Genomic DNA, 13,459 nt, shown 5'->3' with positions numbered 1-13,459 from the left:
TATACGAATTAAATAATTATACATAAATGAACTATATAAATTCCTGAAATTTACCTACATGTCGTTCTAAAATAAAAATATGGTCAAAAACATACTGCTACCTAAATACAATTAGGAGTATTAATTAAACTTCATTTTTTTGATGTAAAATATATTCCACAGTAAACCAATCAAATAAAGTATCAATATCGATCGAACGTTCTGTAGGCATGACATATTTTCTTTTTTTATCGAAAGAACTCAATCCTTTTGTTAACAATGATTCTACATTTATTAGATATATAGACCCATTATATTCATAATATTTTTTGATTTCCTGCCTACGTAATGTCCCTTTGTTAAAGATCGACTCAAGAAAACCCTCGTCATTGTCTTCACATAATACAACTGCGGCATGAGATTCCTTTACTGAAACAACCATATCAATACTATCATCATATAACGACATTGCACTCTTTATATCTTCTTCGGTTCTTAAAGGAGATGTGGGCTGCAATAACAATATTCTATCATATTCCTTTCCCTTCGATCTATAGAAATCTACAGCATGCAAAAGAACATCTTGTGTTGTAGCGGTATCTGTAGCGAGAATATCTGGCCGAACAAACGGAACAGGCAATCCATAGTTTTCCACAGCACTAATAATCTTAGTATCATCTGTTGAAACACAAATATCATCATCTGAAAACAAGAGCCTTGCAACACCTATTGAATAATAGATCAATGGCTTGCCTCCTAATTTTTTTATATTTTTATATGGAATACCTTTACTTCCTCCACGAGCTGGTATAACAACTAATGTTTTATTTCTCTTTTCCATCACAAGTGTTTAATTAGTTCTTGAGCTTTCTTATACTCTTCATGCTTACCTATATCTATCCAATAGCCTGTTAACGGAAATCTTACAACCTTACATTTATTCTCAATCATAGAGTCAATAAGATCTGTCGCATTAAAAAATTCACTATCCGGAATCAAATCTAAAAACTTCTTCTTAAACAAATAAATTCCAGCATTTGCATAATAATTGAGGATGGGTTTTTCCTGCACTCCTTTTATATTCCTCCCCTCTAAGTCAAAGATTCCATAAGGAATAGAAATTGTATAGGGAACAGCAACAACCGACATATCTGCATTATGCTCTAAAAAGTGGAGAAATAATTCCTCGTAATTGATATTAGTAAATAAATCAGAATTCATCACTAATATATAATCAGAAGCAAAATGACTTACAAATTTTATAGACCCCATCGTTCCCAAAAAACATGGTTCCGACACACAATTGACCTTCACTCCATTTGGTAGTGGGTTTCTAAAATGCTCAATTAACTGCTCTTTAAGATAGTTAACCGTAACATTAATATTATCAACCCCATAGTCTATCAATCGGTCAATATTATGATCAATAATAGACTTATCTCCGACTTTCAAAAGAGGTTTAGGTATTTTTTCAGTCAGAGGCCTTAATCTTTCCCCCTTTCCTCCAGCCATTAAGACTACATCAATAGGTAGTATTGATTTTTTATTTTTCAGGTTTAATATTCTTTGGATTTTATTAGTATCATCCAATACAGGGATCAGCACAATTCCTTTATTTTTCAGCATTTTAAGGTAAGGAACATCAATCTGCCCTTCACTTATGTAGTGGTAATGGGAATTCATTACTTCCAACACACCCGATTCAAGCGTGTATCCATCTATTAATCTACGCCTAACATCTCCATCTGTTAATGTACCAAGAAGTACACCTTCCTCATTTACCACAAAGAGAGTAAGTACATCATTCGAAAGTTTGTTTAGAGCTACAAGAGCATCTAGTAAAGAGGCTGTATTCTTAATAATAAATTTATCTTGATCTATCATGATGGCAAATCGTAAAACGTTTTTTGAATAATATTAGTTAAAGGATAATTTTTCAGAATATCTAATATTTGAAACGATGTTTCCTTATGAAAATAAGGATTCTTCGTTATTTTAGCCATCATCTTAGTTTCCTCAGACAATACTTTTTGCATGCCTTCATTTATCTCATTTAACGAAGCCTCGCAATTAATAACACTGAGGGCAGCTATTCGTCCTTTTTGCCTATCCCCAATATTTAGGGTAGGAATACCAAAACTAGGTACCTCTATAATACCACTAGACGAATTTCCAATAACAGCAGAAACATAATTTAGTGCCGAAAAATATCTTTGTCGACCTAACGAAGCGAAAGCAATAGCCCTGCCTTCATTCTTAGAAACAAAATCATCAATAAGTTTCATGATTACTCTTCCATTAGTATCCGAATTAGGCATCGTAAATACTATCTTATAATCTTTATATTGATTGAGAACGAATAATAAATCTAAAAATTGTTGCTCAGCTGTATTATTTTCCAATGTAACAGGATGATATGTCACTAATAAAGATTTATCACCTAAGTTAAAATTCAAACTTTGCTCAAGTTCTTTTTTAGATAATATCAGTGTATTTGTGATATTCTCCACGCCCAATGCACCTACATTATACACTTTTCCGGGGGCTTCGCCTAATTGAATTACTCTTCGTCTGTAAGCCTCCGTTGATGTAAAATGAAGATGACTCAATTTAGTTATCGCATGTCTGATAGAATCATCATATGCCCCCTCCGTAATTTCTCCTCCATGCAGGTGAGCCACAGGTATTTTAAATAATAAAGCAGCAGATACTGCTGCCAGTATTTCATAACGATCGCCCAATACCAGAATTAAATCAGGTAGAAGATCTTCATATGCATCGGCAAACCCAATTGTACCCAACCCTATTGATTTAGAGACAGCATTAGGGGTATCTGAAGAAACCATCATATGAACCTTTTTATTTATAAAGAAGCCATCTTTTTCTATTTCCTGATAAGTTAGTCCAAACTCAGGAGATAGATGCATATTAGTCGCTATTATTTGCAAATCGAGCAAAGCATCCTCTTTTATCAGTTTCATCAAATTACTCAGAATTCCATATTCAGCACGGCTTCCTGTAATAACACAAATCTTTCGCATGCATTTTTTATTAAATCTCAATCAAATCATCTTCTTCAAAATCCTTTATTGCTTTTCGTCCTATAATCTCTTCCCATTTCATAGGAGATATTCCATTTCCAGGCCTTTTAACCGCAAGATTGTCCTCGGTGAACACTTCACCTTTCTTTATCTTTGCCAAAGCAACAATACTCTTTCTGGCAACTGCTATATTTTTTAATTCAGAAGCCGATGCAACCTTTTCGCTAGAACCTAAAGCTTCTTCAATATTACGAATAGAATTAACCATTTGTTTCAATTCTGAAGGTTCTACCGAAGCCTTATGATCAGGCCCCTCCATTGTACGATCTAATGTAAAATGTTTTTCAATAATCTTTGCACCTAAAGCAACCGCTGCAATAGGCACTTCTATTCCTAATGTATGGTCGGAATAACCTATTTTAACATCAAATTCACGACCAATAGTATTCATTGCGTTCAGATTTACGTCTCCATAAGGTGTAGGGTACTCCGTATTACAATGCAGTATAGTTATATTATTTTTAGAAACTCCATTCGAAATAAAAACGTTCAAAGCATTCCTGATATCCAACATATCACACATGCCTGTTGACAGTATAATAGGCTTACGTGTTGTTGCAATACGTTTTAAATACGGATAGTTTGTTATCTCTCCTGATGGAATTTTCCAGATATCTAAATTCAGCTGATTCAAAAAATCAATACTATCCAAATCAAATGCAGTCGAAAAAAACTTAACCTTTTTTTCTTTGCAATATTCGATTAACTCGTAATGACTCTCCTTACTCAATTCGAGTTTACTGAGCATATCCTGCTGAGAATCGCCTCCTTCCGATGTGTTTTTATTTTGATAATCGGCTTTTTTACTATTTTTCGAAGCTAATTTTTTAGCATTAAATGTTTGAAACTTAACATAGTCAACACCTGCTTCAGACGCAGCATCTACTAGTTTTTTGGCAAGTTCAATAGAGCCATTGTGATTGACTCCCGCTTCTGCTATTATAATTGTTCTACTCATGTCTATTTAATTTTTCGAATAGGGTTCCCAGCATATATACCACTCGATACTATATTCTTCCTAACAAAAGAACCTGCACTAATTATTGAATAATCAGCAATAGATACTGCCTGCGAAAGTACGCTTTGGCTACCTATAAAAACTCCTTTTCCGATCTTACAAGCACCATTTACCATAACTCCTGTTGATATGTGGCTGTAGTTATCTATCGAGGCCTCATGATCTATATTGGCAAAAGTATTGATTATGCAACCAAACCCAATATTAGCTTCTGCATTGACACATGCGTGCTGCAAAACGACAGTTCCGTCTCCGATATTGGAATGCTTAGACACATAAGCGGAAGAAGCGATTATTGTAGCAAACCGTCCACCCTCTTCTATCACTTTTTGATGTAAGCGTATTCTGACATCGGGGTTCGAGATAAAACCGACAGAAATAACAAACAGAACTGAGTCAACAAATTCCGGAATCATCTCATCAGTACCAATGACAGGGTATCCGAGAATTATTTCGCCTACTTTTTCGACAACATCTAAAATCCCGATTATTTCAAAGCCTGCGCTTTCTGCTGCATCAATTACAGATTTACAATGTCCACCAGCACCAATAAGAATTAATTTTTTCACACTCTTACTCCGCTTGGTATATTAACAACTCTATCTGCAAACCACTTTGTATTGGTTAAATCATCTGTTTGACAATTTCTAAACATCTCCAGTCTATTCATCAATTCCCAAATAGGTCGAGTCATTACATTATGGTCATTCGTGTATTCCAAAAATGCAGTTTGAGCATTTTTATCCGACAAAAGGACAACATTCAACCAATAATTGGACTTGCTGGTTTTCGGTTCTTCAAAAAATTTTATACTTTCATTATCTCTGAAGTATTCCTTATACATTTGAGCTGTTTTACGCTTATTTTCGAGAATCATACCCAAATTTTCCATCTGAGCACAACCCAAGGCCGCATTTATATTTGGCATTCGGTAATTATATCCAATATGATCATGCACAAATTCCCAGCGATGAGGAACTTTGGCTTGAGTTGTAAGATGCTTAGCATAAGTTCCTAATTTTTCATCCTGAAACAAAAGCATTCCACCGCCACCAGTTGTAATTGTTTTGTTTCCGTTATAGCTCAAAACACCTACTTTTCCAAAAGTACCGGTATGTCTGCCTCTATAAAAGCTACCCAAACTTTCGGCAGCATCTTCAATTAATTCAATATGGTACTTTTCACAAACTGCAACCAATTCATCAAGATGCACAGGAAATCCGAATGTATGCATCGGGATACAAGCTTTTATACGGCGTCCTGTTTTTTTATTAAAAGTTTCGCCATGCCTGATCTCGGCATTTTCTTTCAACCAATTTTCAACAGCTACGGGTGATAACCCCATGGTATCTTTATCAACATCCAGAAATACAGGATGCGCAGGAATATAACTAATTGCATTGGCTGTAGCTATAAATGTCAATGCCTGTGTTAATATTTCATCATCTCGCTTTACGCCAACAAGCTCCATTGCCATATGAAGAGCATTGGTGCCATTCACACAAACAACAGCTTTTGTCGATCCAGTATATGACTTCGTTATTTCTTCGAATCGATCTACAAATTCACCTACACTTGATACAAATGTAGTATCAATACATTCCTCCAAATACTTTTTTTCGTTACCGGCAAAGTACGGAGCATGAAGTGGTATAAAGTCTGAGCTATTATAAATAGTTCTAACAAATTGAACAAACTCGTTATACATTGTATATATTAGCTTTATATTTCTTTAAATTCTCAGGTTTAGTAAACCAAGTAATTGTTTCTCTTAGACCTTTTTCAATATCATATTCAGGTGTAAATCCTGTTAATGACTTAATTTTAGAGTTATCACCCCACAATCTAAATACTTCCGAATTTTTGGGACGTAAGCGCTGCGTATCTTCTATAAACTTAACATCAGACTCCATTATCTTAGCAATGAGTTCTAAAGTATCCCTCATCGAAATCTCATAATTACTAGCAATATTTACTTCTTGCCCTATAGCTGCATCACACTTAAACAATTCGATGAACCCTCGACAGGTATCTTTTACGAAATTAAAGTCTCGTGTTGGGGTCAAATCTCCCAGTTTTATTTCCTTCATTCCTGAAGCTATCTGAGCAATTATTGTAGGTATAATGGCTCTTGCCGATTGTCGGGGTCCATAAGTATTAAAAGGTCTAACAATAACAACCGGAAGTTCAAATGCATTATAAAAGCTCAAAGCCATAGCATCAGCTCCGATCTTAGTGGCTGAATATGGCGACTGTGGCTGCTTTGGATGTTTCTCATCAATAGGAACGTACTGTGCCGTACCATATACTTCCGATGTAGATGTTACCAAAATACGCTGAACATTATTTTCTTTAGCAGCCTGGCATATATTTAACGTACCTTTTACATTGGTATCAACATAACTGTCAGGTGCCACATAAGAATAAGGTATAGCGATCAGGGCAGCCAGATGAAAGATAATATCAACATCTTTCGTTATATGCTTGCAATAATGAGGATCTCTAATATCCCCACTCAGAACTTCAAGATTAGGATGCACAATTCCTTCCAGCCATCCCCAATCATTAAAAGAGTTATAATAGGACAAAGCTTTTACTCTATACCCTTGTTCTAAAAGCATTTCTGTCAGATGAGATCCGATAAAACCATCAGCTCCTGTTACTAGTACATTTTTCATATTATTTTTATCTATTCTTATACATTTTCTTATAATACTCCTGATAATCCCCTGATGTTACATTATCCATCCATTCTTGATTATCAAGATACCATTGCACAGTCTTTTCAATACCTTCTTCAAACTGAAGAGATGGTTCCCACCCCAACTCATTCTTAAGTTTATTAGAATCTATTGCATATCTTAAGTCATGTCCTGCTCTGTCTGTCACATAAGTAATTAGAGAATCAGATGTTCCCTCGGGATTTTCTAACAAACGATCGACTGTCTTTATTATTACCTTGATAAGGTCTATATTTTTCCATTCATTAAACCCTCCGATATTATATGTATTGGCTATTTTACCTTCATGAAAAATAACATCTATTGCCCTAGTATGATCTGCTACATAAAGCCAATCCCGCACATTCTCACCCTTTCCATATACAGGTAACGGCTTTTTATGTCTAATATTGTTAATAAACAATGGTATTAATTTCTCAGGAAATTGGTAAGGTCCATAATTATTGCTACAATTCGTTACAATCGTAGGCAAACCATAGGTATCATGAAAAGCTCGGACGAAATGGTCACTGCTAGCTTTACTTGCTGAATACGGGCTATGTGGATCATACTTTGTATCTTCTGTAAAGAATGTACCATCAAACTCTAAAGTACCATAAACCTCGTCTGTTGAAATATGATAAAAACGATTATTTGTATATGGAGTGTTCCACAACTCTTTTGCCGCCTGCAATAAAGACAAAGTACCCATCACATTAGTCTGGGCAAACGTAAAAGGATCCTTTATGCTCCTGTCAACATGACTTTCTGCTGCGAGATGAATAACATTATCAATCTCATATTTTTTGAAAATATCCAATATCTGATCAAAATCACAAATATCCGCTTTTACAAAAGTATAATTAGGTCTTTTCTCAATATCAGCTAAGTTCGCCAAATTCCCTGCGTAAGTAAGTTTATCTAAATTTATGATGCGATATTCCGGATATTTGTTTACAAATAAACGAACTACATGAGACCCAATAAAACCGGCACCTCCAGTTATCAATATATTACGAGTATATTTCATTATTTCATTATTTATATTAATATAAAACATCGTTGTAGGAGAAAAGCCAATTCGCTTCAGCTAAAGTAGGATGATTGCTGTCTTTTTTTGATAAGATTATATCAGAAAAAGGTATTTTCCAATCGATATTGAGGTCTGGATCATCCCAAGCTATAGCTCCTTCATGTTCTAATGAATAAAAATTGTCACATTTATACTGAAATATAACTTCTTCACTCAAAACAACAAATCCATGGGCAAAACCTCTAGGAACAAATAGTTGACGTTTATTGTCTTCTGTTAATTCAACAGAAACGTATTTTCCAAATGTAGGAGAACCTTTGCGTATATCAACTGCAACATCTAAAACCGATCCTTTTACAACTCTAACAAGCTTAGATTGGGCAAATGGTGGCTTTTGATAGTGCAACCCTCTTAATACACCATACATCGACTGAGACTCATTATCCTGAACGAAAGGTGTGTTACAAACCTCTGTATTAAAAAACCTTTGAGAAAAAGATTCCATAAAGTACCCACGTCCATCCTTAAAAACTTTAGGCTCAAGAATAATAACTCCCTCTATATCTGTTCTTATTATATTCATATAGTATAACAAATTTATCCAACAAATTAGAATATAATTTTCTAAAACAAAAAAATTAGGTTATGATCTTAAATTCTTTAAAAGGTCTTTTCCTAAAATCCAACCACAAGCTCCAATACCAAACAGAAAAATAAAACCAATAACTATTAACTTTTTATTAGGTTTAGCTGGGATTAATGGTATAACAGCAGGTTGAATAACAGTATACACAGGTGTTTGATCCTGTACTTTTACTTTCGCTACTTGAAGTTGTTGAGCTACCTGATTATAAACATTATAGGCTAATGAGGCTTCATTTTGCAATTTTTCCTGATTGACTCTATAACTAGCTAAAATTACATTCTGATTCTTATCTAAATAATCAGCATATTTTTGTTGAGCTTTTGTATAGTCATCTTTAGATTCATTATAAAGTTTTTCTGCAAAAACGAGGTCAGCCCGAGCCTTTTCTGTTCGATATTTTATTATATAAGACTGCAAATAAGAGGTCAAGGTATCAGCTATAAATGCTGATATTTCAGGGCTTTGCATCGTCGAAGAAAGAGTTATCACAGATGTTTTTTTATCTACGGAAACGCTTATACGAGTTCTTATATTTTCAATAACACTAACTTCATCTTTAGTTAAAAACAGACTATTCCGCTCTATATTTTCAGAACCTGTATCTCTAGAAGAGAATACATTCAGAGCTAGCCTAGGTAAGCCTAAAATATATACCCACCAACTCTCCTTTTGCTCATCTTTAATATACATATATAAAGTTGTATCTATCCCAGCCTTTTTATCTCGTACATTTACAGATGATAAACCTAATACAAAAGGAGTTGACCCCATGATATTAGGATAAATATCACTTGATAAATCCCCAGAATTACTACTCCCATCTAAATTTATTCCAGCCATTGCAGCAAGGGCACTAGCACCACCTAATGAGCTCCCAGATGATGACTCTGGAGCTAAAATAACAATTGTTGTATATTCTTTCGGGATACTAAATGCAACAATAATGCCTAATACAAATCCTATAGCAGAAATCTTTAAGATAAATTTACGCTTACTCCACAGCTTCTGCCCTAATTCAATAAGGTCTATTTCTTTTTCCTCTGTAGTATTTTTATCAATTTCAGTTGCCATACCTTTATTTCATTGTATTAATTAATACACCAATAAGACTTGCCATAGACGTTACACTAGAGCCAAGGCTTAACATCTCAGCCATTGACATACGCCTAGCCTGTTCCTTGCTTGGCACTATTATCTCACTCCCAGGTTGTATCGCATTACGGTCTGATCCCTTTATTTTACTAACCGTTCCATTCATATAAATAACAAAAGATTTATTCTTTTTTGCTGTATCATTATAGCCTCCGGCTTGATTTATATAATAAGACAGTTTTTCTCCCCTTTTATACACAACTGTATTTGGATACATAACAGCACCATTAATTTTCACCGTATTATCATACTCCGGGACAATCAATCGATCTCCCTCGCGCAAAACTAAGTCATAATCAGATCCGGGATTAGACAAAGCCTTATCTAATTCTATCCCGACATTATAAGTTGAGGCCAAGTCTAATGTTCTAACAGAAATTGAGTCCTTCCCTCCCTGATTAGCGACCTTCAATGCGGCCTCTGACCTAAACCTTTCTTCATCTGAACGTTGTCGTACCAATCTGGCACCACGGGCATATGCATCAGGAGTTAAATTTCCACCCCTTTTCACAAGATCAGATATTCTTTCTGCTTTTTTATTTAAAGCATAAGTGCCTGGGAATAAAAGCTCTCCTTGTATATATACATTTTCTTGGGCACGATACCCAGGGCTTCTTCTTACATATATTTGATCATATGGTTTCAGTATAAAATCGGGGTTTCCATCAATTACAAATCCATCCTTAATACCAAATGAATAATTTTCAGATATGGTTCGAGTCTCAGTCATACTATTAGGGTCTATAATACGACGTGCAATGTCTACTCTTACAACTGATGCCGACTCTAATAGTCCGCCAGCCTGAATAATCAAATCTTCTAATGTTGTATTATCTGAATATTTATAGCTACCTGGACGCGCAACTTCTCCATAAACGACAAAATCACCAAACTCTTTTAGATCGCTTAAAGCTGGTATATATAGAATATCATTCTTACGAAGAACTATATCTGTACCATTCTCATATAATAATTTCCGAATATCAACCGGAATAACCTCCGTCGTCAAATCCTCTCTTTCACGAGTTAATACAGCCCGATTAAGGAATGCATCTCCCCGTATACCATCGGCAGCAGCAATAAGATCTTTCACTGTATTGATTTCTCCTATCTCATAATAGCCTGAACGATAAACAGCACCTTTTATTTCTACACGATTATCATATAAATCCAAACCTGTAGCAATAGTCACAATATCCTTATCTTTCAGTAAGAATGAACTAAACTCATTTTCATTTACAGTAAAAATCTTCTTTTCTGTACCAGTACCTCTGACCACTCTCAACTTTTTAGTATATGCATCACCCGTAAAGCCTCCTGCATAATTCAATAAGGTTGAGATAGATTCTTTTGAAGTCATTTCATAATACATCGGACGCTTTACGTTTCCGGATATATTAACTAATGACACATATGGAGGAACAACAATAACATCGTTATCCATTAAACGAATATCATCATTTAATTTTCCATCCAATATATATTTATAGATATCGAGTTCTTTTAATAATTTATTATTTCTAAACAATTTAACGGAACGTAAAGAACCGATGTTGTTAATCCCTCCTGCATTATATAATGCATGAAATACTGAAGAGAGAGAAGATAATGAATAAGTTCCGGGTACAGATACTTCCCCCCAAACATTCACTTGAATAGTTCTTATTTGACCTAAAGTCAATTTTATCTGAGATGCTCCACCATCACTACCTATACCAGCATAAATAGTGGCAAACTTCCTTTGAACAAAATCATTTGCATCCTTAATTGTCATACCATTAAGATAAACCGGACCTAAACGGTCAACAGTAATATTTCCTTCTGACGATATTGTTTGTTGAACGGTGGTTTGTGATGCTCCCCAAATATTAATAATCACCTCATCTCCAGGACCTAATCTATAATCTAATGGAGTTGGTATATTCACATTTGGATCGAAAGATAATTTTCTATTATTAAAAATACTGCGACCAAATATCTGATTTTCTGAAGAAACTTCTCCTACAGTACTAATCCCGTCACTTACCTCGTCAAATGCTCCTACAGCAATATCTTCCTGAGGATTCTCTCTCCTTTCACGTTGCAAAGCAGCTGTACTTTTAGAACTGACAGCTGAAGAAGATTGGTCTTTTTCATATTGTTGCTTAATTCTTTCTAACTGGGGCTTAGTTACTCCTCTTTGTAACAAACTTGTTGCAATAACTTGTTGTGAAGTACCCTTCTCATACTCTTGTTTTACATAATCAGTCACTTGCTGATCGGACATCTGAGCAAATACAGAAACTGTACAACTCAATAAAAGGAAAAAAGAAAAAATGATTTTCTTCATTTGATTCATTTATATATAAAACTATTCTATTTTATTTTGCACCGATACAATAATATTCAAATCCAGCTTCTCTAACGTCACTACCGTTATATATATTTCGTCCATCTATAATCAGTGGATACTTCATAATCTTTTTCATAGCAACCCAAGAAGGTAATCTGAATTCATTCCATTCCGTTACTAGAAATAAAGCATCAGAATCAATAATAGCGTCATACATATCTTTTGCGTATATTACAACGTCACCTATCCTTTTTTTAATTTCATTCATAGCTACCGGATCATAAACTCTAATGTTAACTCCAGCTTCAATAAGCTTTTTAATCAGAACCAAAGATGGCGCTTCGCGTACATCATCTGTTTTTGGCTTGAATGCCAACCCCCATATCGCAACAGTCCTACCTGCTATATCTCCGTTATAATAATTGACAAATTTTTCAAACAAAATTCCCTTTTGATACTCATTAACAGATTCAACTGCTTTTAGAAGTTGCATATTATATCCCTTATTAGTAGCGGTTTGGATCAAAGCCTTCACATCTTTTGGGAAACAACTTCCTCCATAACCACATCCCGGATATAAAAATTTTTTCCCTATTCGGTTATCTGCGCCAATGCCCATACGAACCATATTCACATCCGCTCCTACGATATCGCAAAGATTTGCAATATCGTTCATAAAACTGATCCGTGTAGCAAGCATAGCATTAGCTGCATACTTGATCATTTCAGCAGACGAAATGTCTGTGTATATAATACGGTAGTTATTCAAAGTAAATGGTTTGTATAATCTATCCATAACCTCCTTTGCCCGATCTGATTCTATACCAACCACCACACGATCCGGGCTCATAAAATCGTCTATTGCAGCTCCTTCCTTCAAAAACTCGGGATTAGAGGCCACATCAAAAGCAAGATCAGATTTTCCTCTTTTATTTAACTCTTCCTGAATTGTTGCCCTCACCAATTTAGCAGTTCCCACAGGGACAGTACTTTTAGTAACAACTAAAATATATTTATTTAAGTTTTGTCCAATAGTTCTAGAAACCTCTAGCACATACTTTAAATCAGCGCTACCATCCTCATCCGGAGGTGTCCCTACAGCGCTAAATACAACATCAACTTCATTCAGAACGACACGAAGGTTCGTCGAGAATTTCAAACGACCTGCTTTATAATTTTTTAGCACCAGATCTTCCAAACCCGGCTCATAAATCGGTATGATACCTCGTTTCAAGTTATCGATTTTCTCTGAATCGACATCAATACAATAGACGTCAACACCCATTTCAGAGAAACATGCGCCTGTTACTAGCCCAACATAGCCTGTACCGACTATTGCTATTTTCATAAATTATACTCCGGTCTATATTAAAAATCACACAAAAGTAAGACATAAAAAAATAGCATACAAAGATTTACTAAAAATCAAAGACTTTACCGATCTTTATAGAAAAGAATAATTCTTCGATTAGCGAAGG

At 34.9% G+C, this 13,459-nt stretch carries 12 protein-coding genes; all 12 read right to left on the bottom strand.

Translation table 11 applies throughout. The features are described 5' to 3' along the window. Window positions 1-124: 124 nt before the first annotated feature. From BUC12_RS17425 to BUC12_RS17370, 12 genes are read right to left on the bottom strand one after another with little or no spacing between them, the layout of a single operon-like run. On the bottom strand, window positions 125-820 hold the full coding sequence (locus BUC12_RS17425; protein WP_062178509.1) for an acylneuraminate cytidylyltransferase family protein: 696 nt from the start codon (window positions 818-820) through the stop codon (window positions 125-127). Then, on the bottom strand, window positions 820-1,863 hold the full coding sequence (locus tag BUC12_RS17420; RefSeq protein WP_062178506.1) for a nucleotidyltransferase family protein: 1,044 nt from the start codon (window positions 1,861-1,863) through the stop codon (window positions 820-822). Before BUC12_RS17420 ends, BUC12_RS17425 begins: the two co-directional genes overlap by 1 nt. Further along, on the bottom strand, window positions 1,860-3,020 hold the full coding sequence (neuC, locus tag BUC12_RS17415) for a UDP-N-acetylglucosamine 2-epimerase (RefSeq protein ID WP_062178504.1): 1,161 nt from the start codon (window positions 3,018-3,020) through the stop codon (window positions 1,860-1,862). The genes BUC12_RS17420 and neuC overlap by 4 nt, the downstream gene beginning before the upstream one ends. A 10-nt stretch (window positions 3,021-3,030) precedes the next feature. Beyond that, entirely contained in the window at window positions 3,031-4,038 is a 1,008-nt protein-coding gene (gene neuB / locus BUC12_RS17410; RefSeq protein WP_062178501.1) for an N-acetylneuraminate synthase, read from the bottom strand. A gap of 2 nt (window positions 4,039-4,040) precedes the next feature. After that, a complete protein-coding gene (locus BUC12_RS17405) occupies window positions 4,041-4,667 on the bottom strand; it encodes an acetyltransferase (RefSeq protein WP_062178499.1) in 627 nt (208 codons plus the stop codon). Next, on the bottom strand, window positions 4,664-5,806 hold the full coding sequence (locus BUC12_RS17400; protein WP_062178496.1) for a LegC family aminotransferase: 1,143 nt from the start codon (window positions 5,804-5,806) through the stop codon (window positions 4,664-4,666). The genes BUC12_RS17405 and BUC12_RS17400 overlap by 4 nt, the downstream gene beginning before the upstream one ends. After that, the gene (locus tag BUC12_RS17395) at window positions 5,799-6,776 is read right to left on the bottom strand and encodes an NAD-dependent 4,6-dehydratase LegB (protein ID WP_062178493.1); all 978 of its coding nucleotides are present in this window, start codon (window positions 6,774-6,776) and stop codon (window positions 5,799-5,801) included. The genes BUC12_RS17400 and BUC12_RS17395 overlap by 8 nt, the downstream gene beginning before the upstream one ends. Window positions 6,777-6,783: 7 nt before the next feature. After that, the gene (gene rfbB / locus BUC12_RS17390) at window positions 6,784-7,848 is read right to left on the bottom strand and encodes a dTDP-glucose 4,6-dehydratase (protein ID WP_062178808.1); all 1,065 of its coding nucleotides are present in this window, start codon (window positions 7,846-7,848) and stop codon (window positions 6,784-6,786) included. A 16-nt stretch (window positions 7,849-7,864) separates the two neighbouring features. Then, entirely contained in the window at window positions 7,865-8,434 is a 570-nt protein-coding gene (gene rfbC / locus BUC12_RS17385) for a dTDP-4-dehydrorhamnose 3,5-epimerase (protein ID WP_062178490.1), read from the bottom strand. A 60-nt stretch (window positions 8,435-8,494) separates the two neighbouring features. Beyond that, window positions 8,495-9,568 (bottom strand): Wzz/FepE/Etk N-terminal domain-containing protein, encoded by a 1,074-nt coding sequence (locus BUC12_RS17380; RefSeq protein WP_062178487.1) that lies wholly within the window; start codon window positions 9,566-9,568, stop codon window positions 8,495-8,497. 4 nt (window positions 9,569-9,572) lie between these two features. After that, window positions 9,573-11,978, bottom strand: a complete 2,406-nt coding sequence (locus BUC12_RS17375) for an SLBB domain-containing protein (RefSeq protein WP_062178805.1) — start codon at window positions 11,976-11,978, stop codon at window positions 9,573-9,575. Between the two features lie 31 nt (window positions 11,979-12,009). Next, window positions 12,010-13,329 carry a UDP-glucose dehydrogenase family protein gene (locus BUC12_RS17370; RefSeq protein ID WP_062178484.1) on the bottom strand — a complete coding sequence of 440 codons (1,320 nt, stop codon included), beginning with the start codon at window positions 13,327-13,329 and terminating at the stop codon, window positions 12,010-12,012. Window positions 13,330-13,459 lie beyond the last annotated feature (130 nt).

This window comes from Indolivaga macrotermitis (assembly GCF_900128985.1).
Taxonomy (GTDB): Bacteria; Bacteroidota; Bacteroidia; order Bacteroidales; family Dysgonomonadaceae; genus Dysgonomonas_A; species Dysgonomonas_A macrotermitis.
This window is presented reverse-complemented; position numbering and strand designations above follow the sequence as displayed.